Annotated in this window: 18 protein-coding genes; 11 read left to right on the top strand and 7 right to left on the bottom strand. The window is 67.0% G+C overall.

Annotated features, from left to right (window positions below; all coding sequences use genetic code 11):
• Positions 1-32: 32 nt before the first annotated feature.
• The 11 genes from HMPREF1478_RS01195 (at position 33) to HMPREF1478_RS01145 (ending at position 11,199) form a co-directional block, all read left to right on the top strand.
• On the top strand, positions 33-1,598 hold the full coding sequence (locus tag HMPREF1478_RS01195) for an ABC transporter ATP-binding protein (protein WP_016460271.1): 1,566 nt from the start codon (positions 33-35) through the stop codon (positions 1,596-1,598).
• Positions 1,595-2,734, top strand: a complete 1,140-nt coding sequence (locus tag HMPREF1478_RS01190) for an ABC transporter permease (protein WP_016460270.1) — start codon at positions 1,595-1,597, stop codon at positions 2,732-2,734. The genes HMPREF1478_RS01195 and HMPREF1478_RS01190 overlap by 4 nt, the downstream gene beginning before the upstream one ends.
• Positions 2,721-4,001, top strand: a complete 1,281-nt coding sequence (locus HMPREF1478_RS01185; protein ID WP_016460269.1) for an ABC transporter permease — start codon at positions 2,721-2,723, stop codon at positions 3,999-4,001. Before HMPREF1478_RS01190 ends, HMPREF1478_RS01185 begins: the two co-directional genes overlap by 14 nt.
• 8 nt (positions 4,002-4,009) lie before the next feature.
• Positions 4,010-4,465 (top strand): cytidine deaminase, encoded by a 456-nt coding sequence (locus tag HMPREF1478_RS01180; RefSeq protein ID WP_016460268.1) that lies wholly within the window; start codon positions 4,010-4,012, stop codon positions 4,463-4,465.
• Positions 4,452-5,738, top strand: coding sequence for a thymidine phosphorylase (locus HMPREF1478_RS01175; RefSeq protein ID WP_016460267.1), 1,287 nt, complete (start codon positions 4,452-4,454; stop codon positions 5,736-5,738). The genes HMPREF1478_RS01180 and HMPREF1478_RS01175 overlap by 14 nt, the downstream gene beginning before the upstream one ends.
• A gap of 36 nt (positions 5,739-5,774) precedes the next feature.
• Entirely contained in the window at positions 5,775-6,758 is a 984-nt protein-coding gene (locus tag HMPREF1478_RS01170) for a sugar-binding transcriptional regulator (protein ID WP_016460266.1), read from the top strand.
• Positions 6,759-6,869: 111 nt separating this feature from the next.
• Positions 6,870-7,577 (top strand): purine-nucleoside phosphorylase, encoded by a 708-nt coding sequence (deoD, locus tag HMPREF1478_RS01165; protein ID WP_016460265.1) that lies wholly within the window; start codon positions 6,870-6,872, stop codon positions 7,575-7,577.
• A gap of 20 nt (positions 7,578-7,597) precedes the next feature.
• Positions 7,598-8,251 (top strand): deoxyribose-phosphate aldolase, encoded by a 654-nt coding sequence (deoC, locus tag HMPREF1478_RS01160; protein ID WP_016460264.1) that lies wholly within the window; start codon positions 7,598-7,600, stop codon positions 8,249-8,251.
• Between the two features lie 4 nt (positions 8,252-8,255).
• Positions 8,256-9,929 (top strand): phospho-sugar mutase, encoded by a 1,674-nt coding sequence (locus HMPREF1478_RS01155; protein ID WP_016460263.1) that lies wholly within the window; start codon positions 8,256-8,258, stop codon positions 9,927-9,929.
• Between the two features lie 80 nt (positions 9,930-10,009).
• Entirely contained in the window at positions 10,010-10,831 is an 822-nt protein-coding gene (locus tag HMPREF1478_RS01150; protein ID WP_034474782.1) for a class I SAM-dependent methyltransferase, read from the top strand.
• Positions 10,828-11,199 carry a cupin domain-containing protein gene (locus tag HMPREF1478_RS01145; RefSeq protein ID WP_016460261.1) on the top strand — a complete coding sequence of 124 codons (372 nt, stop codon included), beginning with the start codon at positions 10,828-10,830 and terminating at the stop codon, positions 11,197-11,199. The genes HMPREF1478_RS01150 and HMPREF1478_RS01145 overlap by 4 nt, the downstream gene beginning before the upstream one ends.
• A gap of 109 nt (positions 11,200-11,308) precedes the next feature.
• Here the strand turns inward: HMPREF1478_RS01145 and HMPREF1478_RS01140 are convergent, their stop codons facing one another.
• The 7 genes from HMPREF1478_RS01140 to HMPREF1478_RS01110 all read right to left on the bottom strand — a co-directional run bounded on the left by HMPREF1478_RS01140 (position 11,309) and on the right by HMPREF1478_RS01110 (position 19,218).
• Complete coding sequence (locus HMPREF1478_RS01140) at positions 11,309-11,665, bottom strand: hypothetical protein (RefSeq protein ID WP_016460260.1); 357 nt, start codon at positions 11,663-11,665, stop codon at positions 11,309-11,311.
• A gap of 162 nt (positions 11,666-11,827) precedes the next feature.
• Positions 11,828-12,583: an iron ABC transporter ATP-binding protein gene (locus HMPREF1478_RS01135; RefSeq protein WP_016460259.1), complete on the bottom strand. Its 756-nt coding sequence runs from the start codon at positions 12,581-12,583 to the stop codon at positions 11,828-11,830.
• Positions 12,580-13,665 carry an iron chelate uptake ABC transporter family permease subunit gene (locus tag HMPREF1478_RS01130; RefSeq protein WP_016460258.1) on the bottom strand — a complete coding sequence of 362 codons (1,086 nt, stop codon included), beginning with the start codon at positions 13,663-13,665 and terminating at the stop codon, positions 12,580-12,582. Before HMPREF1478_RS01130 ends, HMPREF1478_RS01135 begins: the two co-directional genes overlap by 4 nt.
• Entirely contained in the window at positions 13,662-14,714 is a 1,053-nt protein-coding gene (locus HMPREF1478_RS01125; protein ID WP_016460257.1) for an ABC transporter permease, read from the bottom strand. Before HMPREF1478_RS01125 ends, HMPREF1478_RS01130 begins: the two co-directional genes overlap by 4 nt.
• Before the next feature lie 58 nt (positions 14,715-14,772).
• The gene (locus HMPREF1478_RS01120; RefSeq protein ID WP_016460256.1) at positions 14,773-15,786 is read right to left on the bottom strand and encodes a siderophore ABC transporter substrate-binding protein; all 1,014 of its coding nucleotides are present in this window, start codon (positions 15,784-15,786) and stop codon (positions 14,773-14,775) included.
• A 296-nt stretch (positions 15,787-16,082) separates the two neighbouring features.
• The gene (locus HMPREF1478_RS01115) at positions 16,083-16,958 is read right to left on the bottom strand and encodes a hypothetical protein (protein WP_016460255.1); all 876 of its coding nucleotides are present in this window, start codon (positions 16,956-16,958) and stop codon (positions 16,083-16,085) included.
• A gap of 178 nt (positions 16,959-17,136) precedes the next feature.
• The gene (locus HMPREF1478_RS01110; RefSeq protein WP_016460253.1) at positions 17,137-19,218 is read right to left on the bottom strand and encodes an NAD(+) synthase; all 2,082 of its coding nucleotides are present in this window, start codon (positions 19,216-19,218) and stop codon (positions 17,137-17,139) included.
• Between the last annotated feature and the right edge of the window lie 3 nt (positions 19,219-19,221).

Raw genomic sequence — 19,221 nt, 5'->3', positions numbered from 1 at the left:
GGTGCGCCCACCGGCTGGGGAAGGTCGAAGGAATGAAATTAGAGCTGCGGGGGATCACGAAGAGGTTTGGTCCCCTCATCGCCAATGACTCGATTGATTTAACGATCGAGGAGGGGCATATTCACGCCCTGCTCGGAGAGAATGGCGCGGGCAAGTCCACGCTCATGAACGTCTTGTACGGCATGCACGCACCCGATGAGGGTGAAATTCTCATCGACGGAGAGCCCGTGACGTTCAAGGGGCCGGGAGATGCGGTCGCGGCGGGTATCGGCATGGTGCACCAGCACTTCATGCTGATCCCTGTTTTCACGGTCGCGGAGTCGATTGCCCTGGGTTTTGAGCCGACCGGCCCGGCGGGGATTATCAGCCGAGAGCGCGCACGGCGCACGGTGCGCGAGGTGTCGGCGCGTTTCGGCTTCGACCTGGACCCGGATGCCCTCATTGAGGATCTGCCGGTGGGTGCGCAGCAGCGGGTGGAGATCGTCAAAGCCCTGTCGCGCCAGGCGAAGGTCCTCATCCTCGATGAGCCGACGGCCGTGCTGACCCCTCAGGAGACGGATGAGCTGATGACGATCATGCGTCAGCTCGCCGATGCCGGGACCTCGATCGTGTTCATCACCCACAAGCTGCGCGAGGTGCGCGCCGTGGCCGACGAGATCACGGTCATTCGCCGCGGCCGGGTCGTGGGGCACGCGTCCCCGAGCGATTCCGAGGCCTCGTTGGCCACACAGATGGTGGGTCGCGAGGTGCTCATGCGCGTGGAGAAAGAGCCCGCGCGTCCCGCTGGCGGCGGCCTAGCCTTCGAGGACGTGTCCCTGCTCGGCGCGGGCGGTGTGCCGCTTCTCGACCACGTGTCCTTCGACGTTCCGCGCGGTGAGATCCTGGCGGTCGCGGGCGTGCAGGGCAACGGGCAGACGGAGCTGGCGGAGGTGATCCTGGGCCTGCGCACCCCCGACAGCGGCGTCATCCGCCTTGAGGGCGCGGACATTACGCGTGCGAAGCCGCGTCAGTCCCTGGACGCGGGAGTCGGTTTTATCCCCGAGGACCGCTCGACGGATGGCATCATCGCCTCGTTTTCGATCGCGGATAACCTGGTGCTGGACCAGTTCCGCTCCTCCTCCTTCTCGGCCGCGGGTTCCCTCAAGCGCGGCGCGATCGCGCGCAACGCCCGCGACAAGGAAAAGGAATACGACATCCGCCTGACCTCGATTGAGGATCCCGTGTCCTCCCTGTCGGGCGGCAATCAACAAAAAGTGGTCGTTGCCCGAGAGATGTCGCGCGACCTGACGCTCTTGGTCGCCAACCAGCCGACGCGCGGCGTGGATGTCGGTTCGATTGAGTTCATTCACCGCCGGATCGTGGACGTGCGGGACCAGGGCTGCGCGGTCCTGCTTATTTCGTCGGAGCTCGACGAGGTTGTCTCGCTGGCGGACCGTATCGCCGTCATGTATCGCGGCCGCATCGTGGGCATCGTCCCAGCTGACACGGGCCGCGACGTCCTCGGCCTGATGATGGCGGGCGTCCCCTTGGACGAGGCCGTGGCCGCCTCCTCGGATTCCGCTCACGATGATGGGGCACATAGGAAGGAGGAACAATGAGCGCGCGCACGAGTAACGGGCCGGGCATCCTCACCCGGATCTTTGGCTCGCAGTGGTTCGTCTCGGTGCTGGCCGTCCTCATTGCGTTTGTGATCGGTGCGGTCCTCATCGCGCTGTCGGGCGCATCCGTTCTGGACGCCTACTACGCGATGTTCCGCGGGTCGATCATCGACCCCAATGCGGCGACCTTCGTCCGCCAGATCAAGCCTCTGACGGACTCCCTGTTCTATTCGATCCCGCTGATTATTTCGGGCCTGGGCCTGGCGCTTGGCTTCCGGGCGGGGCTGTTCAACATCGGCGGTAAGGGCCAGATCATCGTCGGAGCGCTCGCGGCCGTGTGGGTGGGCTTCGCGGTGAACCTGCCGCCCGTTGTGCACACGCTGGTGGCCCTCCTCGTCGCGATTATTGCGGGTGGTCTGTACGGCGGCATCGCGGGCGTCTTGAAGGCGAAGACGGGCGCGAACGAGGTGATCGTGACGATCATGCTCAACTCGATCGCGACGCTGGGTCTGGGATACACGCTCACGCAGAAGGCGTGGCAGGTGCCCGGTTCGAACCAGCCGGTGACGCCGAAGGTTGCGGACAGCGCGGCTCTCGCGCGCCTGCTACCCGCCCCCTTCAAGCTGCATGTCGGTTTCATCGTCGCCCTGGTTGCCCTCGCCTTCTTCTGGTGGCTGATCGAGCGTTCGACGCTGGGATTCCAGATTCGCGCGGTTGGCGCGAACGCGGCAGCCGCCCGTACGGCAGGCATATCGGTCGAGCGCATCACGGCGATCACGATGGTCCTCTCGGGTGCGTTCCTCGGCTTGGCTGGCGCGAACGAGGCCTTGGGAACCATCGGGTACGTCTCGCGTGACGTGGCCGGTTCGATCGGCTTCGACGCGATCACGGTGGCCCTGCTGGGGCGCAACAAGACGTGGGGAACATTCGGTGCGGGCCTCCTCTTTGGTGCCTTCAAGGCGGGTGGCTACACGATGCAGGCCAAGGGCGTGCCGATCGACATGATCCTGATTCTGCAGTCGGTGATCGTCCTCCTGATTGCCGCGCCGGCGCTGGTGCGCTGGCTGTTCCGTCTGCCCGATGTGCGCGCGCTGGCCGCGCAGACGCGAAAGGGGAACGCTGATGAGCACAAGTGAGTCCACCGTGGTCGCGCAGGTCGAAGCCAAGCGCTCCTGGAAGCTCCCCGGTATCTACGTGGCGGCCTGCGTGCTGCTCGTCGTCTTCGCGGCGGCTGCCCGAGGTGACATGACGCTGCGCCTGTACGACAAGTCGCAGTCGTATGCGATCCCCGACATCGTTACCGCGGGTGCCCCCATCGTGTGGGTGCTCGCCGTCCTGACGATCGCGATCACCGCGTGGACGGTTGTGGCGACCCTGCGGCGCATCACCCAGCCCGCGTGGGCGCGCGTTGGCGGGATGGCCGTCGTCGGGTTGTCGACGATCCTGGGATTCCTGTTCTACGCGGGCTCCGGGTCGACGGGCGTCGTCACCCTGACCTCGACCCTCGTGTCCACCGTGGCGATTTCGACGCCGCTCATCTTCGGTTCCCTCTCGGGCGTCGTTTCGGAGCGCGTCGGCGTCGTCAACATCGCGATTGAGGGCGATCTGCTCGTCGGCGCGTTTGCGGGCGTGATGGCGGCCTCGTACTTCCAGACCCCATACGCGGGCCTCGTCGCCGCACCTCTCGCGGGCGCGGCCCTGGGGTCCCTGCTGGCGCTCTTCTCCGTCAAGTACGGGGTCGACCAGATCATCGTCGGCGTCGTCCTGAACGTCCTGGCGCTGGGCCTGACGACGTTCTTCTACGGGACGATCATGAAGAACTCCCCCGGGAGCCTGAACACCAACCAGTTCTCGCTGTCCGACATCAAGATTCCCGTCCTTTCGGAGATCCCGGTCGTCGGCCCAGTCCTGTTCAACCAGTCGATCCTCGTGTACCTGATGTACGCGGCCGTCATCGCCCTGGCGTTCTTCCTGTTCCGTTCGCGCTGGGGTCTGCGCTTGCGGGCCTGCGGTGAGCACCCGCGCGCCGCCGATACTGTCGGCATCAACGTGGGGCGCACGCGCACCCTCAACACGATCCTTGGCTCGTCGTTCGCGGGCTTGGGCGGCGCGTTCTTCACGATCGGTTCCGGCCTGGCCTTCACGGATAACATCTCCGCGGGCAACGGCTACATCGCCTTGGCCGCCATGATCCTGGGCAAGTGGAACCCGCTGGGTGCCATGGGCGCGGCCGTCATGTTCGGTTTCGCGCAGGCCCTGGCGCGCATGCTGCCCAACATTGAGCCCGCGATCCCCGCGGACCTCGTGTCGATGATCCCCTACGTGGTCACGATCGTGGCCGTCGCGGGCTTCGTCGGCAAGTCGCGCGCGCCCGCCGCCGAGAACATCCCCTACGTGAAGTGAGAACTCGTATGGATCCAACAGATATTGACTGGGAGGCGCTGCTGGCCGAGGCCATCGAGGCCATGCACCACGCCTATTGCCCCTACTCGAACTTCCCCGTGGGGGCTGCGGGCCTGACCGCCGACGGCTGGCTCGTCAGCGGCTGCAACGTCGAAAACGCAGGCTACGGCGTGACCCTGTGCGCCGAATGCGGCATGGTCTCAGACCTCATCCGCTCCGGCGGTGGCACGCTCGTCGCGGTCGTCGCCGTTAACGGCAACGAGGAGCCGGTGGCCCCGTGCGGGCGCTGTCGACAGCTCATCTACGAGCACGGCGGGCCCTCGTGCCTGGTCCTCATGCCCGGCGGCGTCGCCCCGATGACCGAGGTGCTGCCCGGTGCGTTCGGACCCCACGACCTGTCGAGCGTCGCCCAGGCCACCCCGGCCTCGTCGGAAGAGAAAGAAGGAGACGATGGCTCTCTTTGATGCCGTTGACATCATCCGCGTCAAGCGCGATGGGGGAGTGCTGACCCCCGACCAGATCGACTGGACGATCGACGCCTACACGAAGGGCGTCATCAAGGACGAGCAGATGGCCGCCCTGGCCATGGCGATTTTCCTGCGCGGCATGGACCGGGGCGAGATTGCCCGCTGGACGGACGCGATGATCCGCTCGGGCGCGCGCATGGATTTTTCCGGCATCGGTAAGCCGACGGCCGACAAGCACTCCACGGGCGGCGTGGGCGACAAGATTACGCTGCCGCTGGCGCCGCTGGTCGCGTGCTTCGGCGTGGCCGTCCCGCAGCTCTCGGGCCGAGGCCTGGGGCACACGGGCGGCACCCTCGACAAGCTCGAGGCGATCCCCGGGTGGCGCGCCCAGCTGAGCAACGATGAGATCATGACCCAGCTGGGGTCCGGCTGCGGTGCGGTCATCTGCGCGGCTGGTTCGGGCCTGGCGCCCGCGGACAAGAAGCTTTATGCCCTGCGCGACATCACGTCGACCGTCGAGTCGATCGCGCTCATCGCCAGCTCCATCATGAGCAAGAAGATCGCCGAGGGCACGGGAGCCCTCGTCCTGGACGTCAAGGTCGGATCGGGTGCCTTCATGAAGGACCTGGACGCCGCGCGCGAGCTTGCCCGCACGATGGTCGACCTCGGACGCGACGCGGGGGTCGCCACGCGCGCGCTGCTCACCGACATGTCCGTGCCGCTGGGACGAAAGATCGGCAACGCCCTCGAGGTGGAGGAATCCATCGAGGTTCTCGCTGGAGGCGGCCCCGCCGACGTCGTCGAGCTGACCTGCGAGCTCGCGCGCAACATGCTCGACCTCGCGGGGGTGAGCGACGCCGACGTGGAGGCCGCGCTGGCGGACGGGCGCGCGATGGACCGCTGGCGCGCGATGATCCACGAGCAGGGCGGCGACCCGGACGCGCCGCTGCCGCGCGCCGCGCACACCCACCAGGTCCTCGCCGAGGCCGGGGGAACCGTTGTCGGCATGGACGCCCTGTCCGTGGGCGTGGCCTCGTGGAGGCTGGGCGCAGGCCGCGCCGTCAAGGAGGACCCGGTGCAGGCGGGCGCCGGCATCGAGATCCACGCCAAGCCGGGGGAGCGCGTCGCGGCGGGTCAGCCTCTGCTGACGCTCCACACCGACGACGAGTGGCGCATCGAGCGTGCACTGGAGTCGCTCTCGGGCGCGATCGAGATCGCTGACGGGGTCACCCCCGAGCCTCGCAGCGTCGTGTTGGAGACCGTGTCCTGAAGCCGTGAAACCGCGAGCGCGCAGGGAGGAGGAATCGTGGAAAGGCGTGACGAACAGTCGATCGAGGCCGTCAAGCTCTACTACCAGCAGGGACTGAGCCAGGCCGAGGTCGCCACCCGCATGGGTTTGTCGCGCCCCACGGTCGCCAAACTCCTTGCCCGTGGCCGTGAGCGCGGCTTCGTGACCATCGAGATCCACGATCCCCGCGAGGATGCCTCGGAGATCGCCCTGCGCTTGGAGAAGCGCTTCGGCTTGGTGAGCGTGCGCGTCGCCCACGGCCGCGATATGACCGAGAGCGAGGCCATCGAGCAGGTTGGCCGCGTGGGTGCGGATGTGATGACTCAGCTCGTGCGCGACGGCATGAGCGTGGGGATTTCCTGGGGGCGCACGATGAGCGCGCTCGCGGCCCACCTGACCCGCGCCCCTCGTCAGGGGGTGCGCGTCGTGCAGCTCAAGGGCGGGACGTCGTTTTCTGAGCGGGCGACGCATGACTTTGAGATCATGCGGGCGTTTTGTGAGGCTTTCGACGCGCAGCCGCGCTACCTGCCGCTGCCGGTGATTTTCCAGGACACGGCGATGCTCTCCATCGTGCGCCGCGACCGGGCGATTGACCGCGTCTTGGAAGAGGGGCGCGGGGTAGACGTTGCAGTCTTTACGGTGGGGGCGCTGGGGCGCGAGGCCCTCTCGCTCAACCTTGGCCAGCTCGAGGACGACGAGGTGGAGGCGCTCCTGCGCGACGCGGTCGGGGACGCGTGTTCGCGATTTTTTACGCGCGAGGGCGCGGTTGCCCTGGCCTCGGTCGACGGCCGCACGGTCGGTATCACGCTCGAGGAGCTGCGCGCTCGCCCTGTGCGGGTGCTCGTTGCTGGCGGGCGTGTGAAAGCGGAGGCGCTGGAGACGGCGCTGCACATGGGGTTGGCCACGCACCTCGTGGTCGATCAGGACCTGGCCCTTGCTCTGCTGGAGAGGCAGGAGAGGGTAATCCCGCGTGGGGCGTTCGAGGATGCCCCGGGCGGATGAGAACATTTGTCAAACCACTCGTTGACACATTTCAATTGCACGGCATAGCCTTGCGACAAGGGTAAAGAAGCCTCGACGGAGCCCCGGCTCCTCGACACCACAGGAGGACACATGCGCTCGACACCGCACATCAACCCCACCGCCCCCATCGCGCCGACGATCCTCCTGCCCGGAGACCCGCTGCGCGCGAAATTCATCGCCGAGACCTACCTGGAGGATGCACGCCAGTTCAACGCGGTGCGTAACATGCTGGGCTACACCGGCACCTATCGCGGCACCCCGGTGTCCGTCATGGGCTCGGGCATGGGCATCCCGTCGATCTCGCTGTACGCCCACGAGCTGATCCACGAGTTCGGCTGCACGCGCCTCGTGCGCGTGGGCACGTGCGGTGCTCTGCAGCCAGATGTCAACCTGTACGACGTCGTGGTCGCCCAGGCCGCCTGCTCGAACTCGGCCTTCCTCGATCAGTACCAGATCCCCGGCTCCTACGCGCCGATCGGCTCCTTCCGCCTCATTGAGGACGTGGTGCGCCGCGCCCGCGAGGCCGACGTGCCGATCCACGTGGGCAACATCCTCTCCTCCGACACCTTCTACAACGCGAACCCGACCTTCAACGAGGCCTGGCAGCGCATGGGCGTGCTCGCGGTCGAGATGGAGTCCGCCGGCCTGTACGCGACGGCCGCTCACGCGGGTGTCGAGGCCGTGGGTATCTTCACGGTCTCGGACTCCCTGGTCACGGGCGAGGCTACGGACGCCCAGGCGCGTCAGACCTCCTTTACCACCATGATGGAGCTGGCCCTGCCCCTGGCCCAGCTGTGATGCGACAAGAAAGTAGTTCCATGAAGAAGCGTGACGTGGCCGCAATGATCGACCACACGATCCTCAAGCCCGAGGCCACCAAGGCGGACGTGGCGCGCATCGTTGAGGAGGGTGCCGCGGCCGGTACCTTCTCGGTGTGCGTGTCCCCCTCGATGCTGCCCCTGGACGTTCCCGAGGGCCTGAAGGTCGCCTGCGTGGTCGGTTTCCCCTCGGGCGCGGTCAAGCCCCAGGTCAAGGCTTTCGAAGCCGCCCAGGCGGTCGCCGACGGCGCGGACGAGATCGACATGGTCATCAACATCGAGCTGGTGAAGGACGCACGCCTCCACGAGCTCGAGGAGGAGATCGCGGCCGTGCGTCGCGTCGTCCCTGCCCCGCGCGTCCTCAAGGTCATTATCGAGTCCGCCGTGCTCACCGACGACGAGATTGTCGCCGCGTGCACGGCCTCGATGGCTGCGGGTGCTGACTTCGTGAAGACCTCGACGGGATTCCACCCCGCGGGCGGTGCCTCGACCCACGCGGTCGCCCTCATGCGCGCCACGGTCGGCGACGCCCTGGGGGTCAAGGCCTCGGGTGGTATCCGAGACGCCGAGACAGCCGTGGCCATGATCGAGGCCGGAGCCTCCCGCCTGGGCGTCTCTGCGACGACGGCCATCCTGGCAGGACTGGAGGACTGAGACGATGGAGCTGCTCGAGCGCGCCCGCCAGTGGGCGAGCCACGACCCGGACCCGGCCACGGCCTCGGCCCTGAGCGCCGACATTGAGGCCGCGGAGCGCGGCGACGAGGAGGCAGCGGCCCGCGTGGGCGCGGCCATGAACGGCCCCCTCCAGTTCGGCACCGCGGGCCTGCGCGGCGTGGTCGGTCCGGGCGAGTCCCGCATGAACCTCGCGGTCGTCATCCGCGCGACCGCCGGCCTGTGCGAGGTCGTCAAGTGCCACGCGACGGGCACCCCCACGCTGGTCGTCGGCTGCGACGCCCGCTACGGGTCCTCCGAGTTCGCCACGGCCGCCTGCCGCGTCGCCTCGGCTGCGGGGGTGCGTGTCCTCGCCCTGCCCCAGGCCAACCCGACGCCGCTGACCTCCTTCTCGATGCTGCACTTCGACGCGGATGCGGGTGTCATGGTGACCGCCTCGCACAACCCCGCCCCCGACAACGGCTACAAGGTCTACCTGGGCGGCAGCGTCGTCCAGGGCGACGGGCGCGGCGTCCAGATCGTCCCGCCTTTTGACGCCGAGATCGCGGCCGCCATCGAGGCCGCGCCGCCCGCGGATGAGGTCCCGATGAACGACGACCTCATCGAGGCCGTGGACCCGCGCGAGGAGTACGTGGCCTGTGCATCCGCCCTGGCCTCGGGCGACGCATCGGCGCGCGAGAACCTGCGCATCGTCCTGACCGCCATGCACGGCGTGGGTGCTGAGATCACCTCGCGAGTCCTAGTCGAGGCCGGATTCACCAACGTCTCCCTCGTGGCGGCCCAGGCCGATCCCGACCCCGACTTCCCGACCGTCCCCTTCCCCAATCCCGAAGAGGCCGGCGCCCTCGACATGGCGATCGAGCAGGCCCGCGAGAAGGGGGCAGACCTCATCATCGCGGTCGACCCCGACGCGGACCGCTGCGCGCTCGCGGTGCCCGACCCCACCTCGGAGACGGGATGGAGTCCGCTCAGCGGCGATCAGATCGGCTCACTGATCGGCGAGTTCCTGGCTTCGCGCGGCATGACGGGGTCGCTCGCGAACTCGATCGTGTCTTCGCGTCTGCTCTCGCGCATCGCCCGCGCTCACGGCCTCGAGCACCACACGACGCTCACCGGTTTCAAGTGGATCGCCCGGGCCCCGGGCCTCGGCTTTGGCTACGAGGAGGCCATCGGCTTTTGCCCGGACCCTGCCCACGTGCGCGACAAGGACGGCATCGCGACCTCGGTCGTCGCCGCCTCCCTCGTGGCCTCGCTGAAGGCGCAGGGGCGCAGCGTGTGGGACGAGCTGGAGCGCCTGGCGCGACTGCACGGCTTGCACGTGAGTTCGCCCCTGACCTTCCGCGTCGAAGACATCGAGCAGATCGCCAGCGGTATGGCGCGCCTGCGCGCCCAGCCGCCGACCGTTCTCGCCGGTTCGCCCGTCGTCGAGGTCTCGGACCTCTCTCAGGGATACCGCGGCCTGCCGCCCACGGACGGCGTCCTCGTTCTTACCGAGGCGGGGGACCGCGTCATTGCGCGCCCCTCGGGCACCGAGCCTAAGCTCAAGTGCTACCTCGAGGTGATCCTGCCGGTCGCAGACGGGGAGCCGCTGCCCTGGGACCAGGCGCGCGAACGCCTCGACGCAATTAAGGCTGCTTTCGCCGAGATTATCGGCCTGTAGTCCAGAGGAAGGGATCCGTCGGCGTATTTAATGTGGGTAAAACCCTGCGTAAGGAAATAGATAACGCTATACTTGCGTATATGGCAACTCACAGTGAATCGCCGACGGAGGCCCTGCCCTTCGCCGACCGGCCCGTCGAGAAGGCACCCGGACACTGGGTCCTCGCGCGCGCCGGAAAGACGGTCCTGCGCCCCGGAGGACTCGCGCTCAGCACGTGGGCGCTCAAGCGTGCCGTGTTGCCCGGCTCGGACGTCGTCGAATTCGCGCCCGGCCTGGGCGTCACGGCCTCGGCGATCATCGGGGTGGGACCCGCCTCCTACGTGGGCGTGGAGCGCGATCCGAACGCCTCCGCGCGCGTGGACGCCATCGCCTCGGGCGTGGGGCGCTGCGTGAATGCTGATGCTGCCGAGACCGGCCTGCCGGATGAGAGCGTGGACGTCGTCGTCGGCGAAGCCATGCTCTCCATGCAGGGGGAGAAAGCCAAGCGCGCCATCATGGGCGAGGCCGCGCGCATCCTGCGCCCGGGTGGCCGCTACGTCATCCACGAGCTGGCGATGCGCCCCGACACCATCGGGGAAGAACCCGCTACCGAGATTCGCCGTGCCCTTGCCCGCGCCATCAACGTCAACGCCCGCCCCCTCACGGTCGCGGACTGGAGGCGTGCGCTCGAGGACGTCGGCCTCGTCGTCGAAGAAACCCGTATGGCCCCCATGGCCCTCCTCAAGCCCGGCCGAATGGTCGCCGACGAGGGCGTGCGCGGTGCCCTGCGCATCATGCGCAACGTCGCGCGAGACAAAGACCTGCGTGAACGCGTCACGACGATGGCGCGCACGTTTCAGAAATATGATCGACACCTGTGCGGCGTCGCCATCGTCGCGCGCAAACCCAAGGAGAGCCAATGAGCCTGTCCCTCGATTCGAACACCGAGGTCCCCACGCCCATCATGACGGACCTGCAGGACATCGCCTCGATGATCCAGGTCAACGAGGAAGCCACGGTGTCGCGTACCGTCATGCACGCTGAGGGCGTGCGCCTGGTGCTCTTCAGCTTTGATAAGGACGAGATCCTCAGCGAGCACACCGCTGCGATGCCCGTCATCCTGCACACCCTCGAGGGCGCTCTCGAAATTGAGGCCGACGGTCGCACCGTTGTCCTCAAGCCCGGCGACGTCATCCACTTCGGCACGCGCCTGCCGCACGCCGTGCGCGCGCTCGAGCCCTCGAAGATGGCCCTGTACATGCTGGATCGCCGCGAGCGCCCCAAGGCCTGAGGCTCCGACACTGTGCGGCGGGTCCCGTCCTCGTGAGGTGATGCACGAGGCCGGGGCCCGTTTGTCGTATCCGCGGCGGGTGAGCGGGGCATCGGCGCCCCGCGAGGCGTTACTTCAGCGACGCCTTTCCGGCGCCCTTGGCGACGAGCCAGAGGCCGACCTCGACGATGAGTCCCGAGACGATGAAGACGATGGGCACGGAGATGCGCGCGTCCATGAGGGTCGTGGCGGCCAGGGCGATGCCGTGGGCGGTGCCCAGGACGCCGCCGCCGAAGAGGATCGGCCAGGCGGCACGATGCGCGCGCTCCCAGTCCTGCGAGCCCGGCTCGACGCCCTGAAGGCGCAGCCCCAGGGGCGGGCGGCACACGCCGGCGCGTGCGGTTAGCCCGGACATGAAGAGGTAGAGGCCGCCCGCGATGAGAGCGAGAGCGAGAAGCAGGAAGACGGCGATCAGTCCGACGTGCACGGGAACCCCTTGGAAGATGAGCGTTTCACGGCCGTTTCACGAGGGGCCGCGCGACCATTCTACCCGGCCCCAGCCTCGTCGCCGCTGAGGCGGGCGGAAACGTCGGGCGGGCAGCGGCGGGCGGAAACGTTGGCCTCCGAGAAAAGCGCGAACCAGCCCCGCTTAGAAGTAGCAGGCGATCGGGCCGTGCGGGCCGGGAACGACGGTGACGGGGGTGTCGAAGATGTCGGTGAGGATCTCCTCGCGCATGATCTCCTCGGGCGTGCCCATGAAGGCGACCCTCCCGTCCTTGAGCGCGCAGATCTGCGAGGCGTAGCGCGCCGCGAAGTTGATGTCGTGCAGGACGATGACGATCGTGCGCGAAAACTCGCGGGCCGCTCGCTCCAGCATGCGCATCATCTCGACGCTGCGCGCGATGTCCAGGTTGTTGAGGGGCTCGTCCAGCAGGACGTACTCGGTCTCCTGGGCGAGCACCATGGCGACGTAGGCACGCTGGCGCTGGCCGCCCGAGAGCTGATCCAGGTAGCGTCCCTCAAGTTCTTCCAGGTCGAGGAAGCCGATGTAGCGGTCGATGATGGCCTCGTCCTCGGCGCTGAGGCGTCCCTTCGAGTGGGGGAAGCGCCCGAAACCCACCAGCTGACGCACTGTCAGGCGCGAAATGAAGTGGTTCTCCTGGCGCAGGATCGACAGGGTGCGTGCCAGCTCAGCGGACTTGGTCGTGGCCACGTTGAGGCCGCCGACCTCGATCGTGCCCTCGTCGATGCCCAGGAGGCGCCCGATCATGGTGAGGATCGTGGACTTGCCGGCGCCGTTGGGGCCCACGAGCGCCGTGATGCCGCCCTTGGGAATGTCCAGGGAGACCGCGCCGATGCGCACCGACGGCGAGTATTGCTTGACGACGGAATCGATGGAGATCACAGGCGGCCCTTCCGCAAAATAGTGACGATGAACGCGAGTCCGCCGACGAACTCGATGATGATGGAAACGACGCCCTGCGTGTTGAACACGTGATTCATGACGAAGTACGCGCTGGCCAGGATCGCTGCGCCCAGGGCGACGGACATCGCGAAGATGTAGCGGTGATCGTGTGTATCGGAGAACTGGTAGGCCAGCGTGGCCACGAGGAACCCGAGGAACGTCATGGGACCCACGAGCGCGGTCGACGTTGCCATCAGGATCGACACCAGGACGAGGACGAGCACGGATGTGCGACGGTGATTCAGGCCCAGGTTCGTGGCCGTCTCGCGTCCGAGCGAGAGCACCGAAAGCTGGCGGGTGAGCGCCACGAGGGCGATCGCCGCGACCGCGACGAGCGGAACCGCGATCGGGAAATACTCCTTCTGTGCGTTCGCGATCGACCCGAAGAGGCGCGCGGTCAGCACGTCGAACTCCGAGGGCGTGAGGAGGCGCTGCATGAACGTGGAGATCGACCCGAGGCCCGCGCCCAGCATGACGCCAATGAGGAGCATCGCGTGCATCGAGGCTCGCTGCGAGGTGAGCAGCCACGAGTAGAGCGCGAGCGTCAGAGCAATCATGAGGGCGAGCTGCCCGACGAAGTTCCCGACGGTCGCCGACGCGTTGAGGCCGGCGACGCCCAGGAAGAAGATCGTGGAAGTGTGGATCGCCCGGTACAGGGACTCAAACCCGAGGATTGAGGGCGTGATAATGCGGTTGTTCGCCACCGTCTGGAAGGCGACCGTCGCCATGCCCTGGCACACCGCCACGATGGCGATCGCGAGGACCGCGAAGGCGCGCCGGCGGGCGAGCCTCCAGAACACGGGGGTGCCGAATTGCGCGGGGTTCTTCCACGCGATGAGGCCGATGCAGGCGAGGATCGCGACCGCGCACGCGACACCGAAGAGGATCCACCAGCGGCGCCGGGCAGCTGGGGACGTGAACGCGCCCGTGCGTCGGGCGGGGTGCTTCGTGCGCGCGGACGAGGCCGGGGCCGGGGAAGCGGGGACGGCGTCGGGGTGCGCGGCGGAGGGCAGGGCGCTCATAGGGTGGCCCCCTTCCTGGCCTGGCGCAGGACGAGCGCGATGAAGACGAAGGATCCGAGGACGCCCAGGATGACCGAGACGGGCATCTCGAAGGGGGAGATGATCGTGCGCGCGAGTAGGTCCGTGACCGTCACGAGCGCGATGCCCGCCAGACATACCCACGGCAGGTTCGTGCGCAGGTTGTCACCCATCGACATGGACACGAGGTTGGGAACGATGAGGCCCAGGAAGGGAAGCGATCCGACGACGACGGTGACGACGCCGGTGGCCACGGCCACGAGCCCCGTCGCGATGAGGACCATGCGGTGATAGTTGACGCCAAGCGACACCGCGATGTCCTCGCCGAGGGACACGGCCGTCAGGCGGTCCGCCATGACGAACACGATTGCGACGACGAGGGCGACGATCCACAGGACCTCGTACTGGCCCTCGTACACCGAGGTGAAGGACCCCTGGAACCACACCGACACACTCTGGAGAGTGTTCGTTTCGAGCGCCAGGAACGTCGAGATCGCCGAGACGACCGCGCCGAGCATCATGCCCATGATCGGCACGAGCAGCGAGGATCGCAGCGAGACGCGACGCAGCAGCGCGAAAAACACCATGGTTCCCACGAACGCGAAGACGATCGCGCAGGTCATGCGCACCAGGATTGGGGCGCCGGGCCACACGATCATGATGACGAGCAGGCCGAGGCCCGCCCACTCGGTCGTGCCCGTCGTGGAGGGTTCGGCGAAGCGGTTCTGGGTGACCAGCTGCATGACCAGGCCGCTCATCGACATCGCGGCGCCTGACAGGACGAGCGCGATCGTGCGAGGCACGCGAACGGCGAGGAAAATCTGCCAGCCGTCATCTTGGGAGAGGATCGAGTATTCGCCGGTGGACAGCGACAGGACGAGGAGTGCAGCCACGGCGAGCGTGGCCACAGCGAGCGCCAGGGGGCGACGCTTCGACGAGGCCGGGGTGGCCTCGCGCGTGGGGGCTTCGCTTGTTGAAGCCTCGCGCGTGGCGGTGTCCGCGGGAGGTGTGGTGGTGGGGGAGTGCGTCATAGGAAAACGGGGTGCGGGTGCCGCCCCGAGGGGCGGCACCCGCTTGTGTGTCAGGGGGTCACTTCTTCGCGGCTTCGAAGGCGTCCGCGATGGAGTTGAAGATCTCCGTGTAGGTGATGATGGACTCGTTGGTGTACGTGTCGTTGGGCGCGTACACGACGTGCTTGTTCTGCAGCGCGGCGACGTTTTGCAGGGCGGCGTTGTCGTTGATGACGGTCTCGGCCGGGGTGTTGGAGCCGTCCTTGGTGATGGCGGCGTCGCGGTCGAGGACGAAGATCCACGCCGGGTTGGCCTCGGCGATGGCCTCGACGGAGATGTCGTCACCGGTGTGCGAGTCGGTCGCACCCTCGACCTCGAGGGCGGGCTTCAGGCCGAGAAGGTCGAAGACCGGGCCCCACGTGCGGCCCTTGCCGGGGGCGACGTAGCCGATGTTGCCGCCGGAGACGTCTACCGCCATGACGGTCGAGGAGCCGTCGTAGGCCTTCTTGGCGCGCTCGATCGAGGCGTTGAAGTCGTCGACGAGCTTCTTGGCTTCGTCCTGCTTGCCGAAGATCTCACCCAGGTCGGTGACCTCGCGGATGAGCTCCTGATCGAAGGGCTGGCCCTCGCGCGGCTCCAGGTTGATGAGCGGGACGTCGGGCGCGAGTTCCTTGATCTGCTCGTCGAACTTGGAGAAGCGCTGACCGGAGATGATCAGGTCAGGTTCGGCGGCGACCAGGGCCTCCAGGTTGGGGTCGCGGTGCATGCCCACGTCGGCGATGTCATCGCCGTTGTACGCGGTGACGGTGGAGGGGATCAGCTTCTTGGGGACGGCGACGAGCGGAACATCCCACTGCTGCAGCACCTCGAAGGTGCGGTTGTCAAGGGAGGCGGCGCGGGTCACGGGCAGCTTGATCTCGACCGTGCCATCGTTTGCTTCGATGCTCACGGACGAGGCCTGGGTGGCCTGCGTGGTCTCGCTCGGCGAAGCGGAGGACTGGGAGGAAGAAGTGGTGGCGCCGGAAGAACATGCGGCCAGCCCGAGTGCGGCAATGGCGGCGATGGCGGCCAGGGAGGTGGTCGTACGAGACATCATTTCTCCGTCGAGAGTATCTGTGTTGGGGCTGAAATAGGAAAAGCAAGGCTTACCTAACTGTCAAACTAACCTTACAGAAATTTAAGGTCCCGTGCGTGTGAAAACCTGCATAGTTTCGAGGGGGGGTGCAGGGGGTGTATGGACTGATGAGGCCCGGAAATGACCGCTGTGCGTATGCCAAGGGGCGGTGCTCGCGTGAGCACCGCCCCTCAGGAAACAGCTCGGCTTGCCGAGCGTGTGTCAGGTCAGTCGACCAGGCCCGTTATATGCCATGACGGGTTATTGGCTCATTATCAATCCTGCTCCTCGAAGCGTGCCGCCAAACGAGGATTGGGTTCGTAGGGTTCCGTCCAGTCCTTGACGAGGTACCCGTACTGGGTGATGCATTGGAAGGCATTCTCCTCCTCGATCGAGTTCGCTCCGTAGGGGAGGCTCTCTGGTTTCTGGGGATCTGGTCGCAGGAAGTGCTTCCAGAGCTGGTTGTGCAATCCCTTCCACCACACGGGGACATCCTGAACCTCGATGCGATCCTCGACCGGTGCAGGCAGAGACTCGAGAGTGCCGTAGAGAGATGAGTCGTCGCGGTTCCGTTCTGGGTAGATGGTGCGCACCCACGTAGGGAGGGTCTGGGGGATGATGTCGATCGTGCTATCAGGCAAGACCCGTTTTGTGGTGGCCTGCCACGCGAGAACGTTCACTTGTACGGAGGCTGCTCGTGTGTGATTAGCGCGCGGATTGTCGTGCCAGGGACGGCCATCTGCGCGCAGAACGAACCAGGGGTTGCCAGCTCCGAAGTCGATGAGCAGCGCAAATGTGTCCGTTCCTCGAACGGGGTGATGGGATTGGATAAAGCCGCCGCAGCGCATCCCGCCAATCTGCAGGTAGGCTCGACTGCCCATGTCCAGGGGCATTACCCACCCCTGCGGACTCGGCGTTCCGAAGGGCTGGTAGGGAACCGGCGGCAGCTCCGGGGGCAGTCCCCACAGCGTGCGCAAGATCGACGAAAAACGACGGACAACGTCGCGTTGATGGGGGAAGAGGCGCTCCCAGTCGAGCTGCCCGTCCTCGGGCCGCTTGGGGAGCGGCCAGAGGAACGGGTTATCCCACCAGTGGTGGTCGGGTATCCAAATCTGAGTTCCGTTGACGTTTCCGTTGATAGCGATGGGCATCGTGTCGCCTCCTGACTAATGGGCGAATTCTACGGCTGGGAGGGATATGACGGAGGTGCGAGTCGAGGCCCTCGGGACGCAACGGATCGCTGTCTCCGTGGTTCCCAAGGGCCTCGACGGCGTGTGTGCTGATCGCATTCGCTCGCGCCTGTGCAATCGGCCCGAGCGACGCGATGCTTTAGTCGACCAGGCCCTTCACGGCCTCGTCGAGTTCGGCGACCCAATCCGCCCCCGACACGTCCGACGGCATGCGCCAATCCCCGCGCGGGGACAGTGAGCCGCCGGCCATGACCTTCGGGCCGTTGGGAAGCGCGCTGCGCTTGAACTGCTGGCTGAAGAAACGCCACAGGAACAGGCGCTCCCACTTGACGATCTCGTCCAGCGAGTACGCGACCTTGTCCTCCTCGGGGAAGCCGACCGGCCAGGAGCCGACCGAGGCGTCCGACCAGGCCTTCTCGGCCAGGAAAGCGATCTTCGAGGGGCGCGCGCCGCGGCGCAGCACGTAGTACAGCGTGAAATCCTGCAGGTTGTAGGGACCGATCTTGTCCTGCGTGGACTGCATCTTCTCGCCCGGCTTGGCGGGAACCAGCTCGGGGGAGATCTCCGTGTGCAGGATCGACAGGAGGACCTCGCCGACGCGCTCGTCGAACTGCTTGGAGGCGACGACCCAGCGGATCAGGTGCTGCATGAGGGTCTTGGGCACGCCCGTGTTGACCGCGTAGTGGCTCATCTGGTCGCCCACGCCGTACGTGCACCAGCCCAGTGCCAGCTCGGACAGGTCGCCCGTGCCCAGCACGATGCCACTCAGGTGGTTGGCCAGGCGGAACAGGTAGTCGGTGCGCAGGCCCGCCTGGACGTTCTCAAAGGTCACGTCGTAGGTGGCCTCGCCCTCGCCGTAGGGGTGACCGATGTCGGCGAGCATCTGCGCGGCCGCCGGACGGATGTCGATCTCCTGGAAGGAGGTGCCCAGGTACTCGCACAGGCGGGTCGCGTTCGTCTTCGTGCGTTCGGAGGTGGCGAAGCCGGGCAGTGTGTAGCACAGGATGTCCGTGCGCGGACGGCCCAGCAGGTCCATCGCGTGCGCGGCCACGACCAGCGCGTGCGTCGAATCCAAGCCGCCGGAGACGCCGATGACGATCTTCGGGTTCCCGATCGCTCGCAGGCGCTGCACGAGGCCGGCCACCTGAATGTTGTAGGCCTCGTAGCAGTCCTGTTCCAGGCGGGTCGGGTCGTTGGGGACGAAGGGGAAGCGGTTGACGGAGCGCTCCAGGCCCAGGTCGGTGCGCGGCGGGTCGAGCGTGAACTCAACCTCTTGGGGGGCCATGCGCTCGTCACCTGCGAAGTAGCGCTGCGCGTTGTCCGTGAACGAGTTCTGACGCTTGCGCTCGGTGCGCAGGCGCTCCAGGTCCACGTCGGCGATCGTGATGTGCGCGCCCTCCTGGAAGCGCTCGCCGATCGCGAGGCGCTCCCCGGCCTCGTAAATCATGGTTTCGCCGTCCCATGCGAGGTCCGTGCTGGATTCGCCCATGCCGGCCGCCGTGTACACGTAGGCCGCGCAGCAGCGCGAGGAAATCGAGCGCACCATGAGCTCGCGGTCCGCGCCGCGCCCGACGGTGATCGGGGAGGCGGACAGGTTCGCCAGGACGGTCGCACCCGCGAGCGCCAGCTCCGTGGATGGCGTAACGGGGACCCACATGTCCTCGCAGACTTCGATGCCGATCGTCAGGCCGGGCACGTCGTCGGCGGACAGGAGGACTGGGCCGAAGGGGACCCACACGGGTCCGCCGCTGAATTCTTCGACGCCGCCCCAGGGCACTTCGATGCGCTCGCAGGCGCGCGGGGGCATGGTGACGAAGTGGCGCTTTTCGTAGAACTCGCGGTAGTTGGGCAGGTGCGACTTGGGGACGATCGCGAGGACGCGTCCGCGGTGGATGGCGACCGCGCAGTTGTACAGGGCGTTGTCCTTGCGCAGGGGTGCGCCGACGACGAGGAGGGGGAGCAGGTCGGCGCTGGCCTCGACGATGGTGGCCAGGGCCTTCTCGACGTTGTCGAGGAGCACGTCCTGCAAGAGGAGGTCGTCGATGGCGTAGCCGGAGACGCACAGTTCGGGGAAGACGCCCATGGCGACGCCGCGCGCATCGAGCTGGCGGGCCGCGTCGATGATCTCGCGCGCGTTCTCGAAGGGGCGGGCGGGGTGCACGGGCAGGGTCACGGCGGCGACGCGCGCAAAGCCCTGATCGTAGAGGGAATGGAAGTTCATAGT

It is taken from the genome of Actinomyces sp. HPA0247 (assembly GCA_000411415.1).
In the GTDB taxonomy this organism is placed as follows: Bacteria; Actinomycetota; Actinomycetes; order Actinomycetales; family Actinomycetaceae; genus Pauljensenia.
The sequence above is the reverse complement of the archived record's forward strand: the minus strand, read 5'-3'. Positions and strand labels throughout refer to the sequence as shown.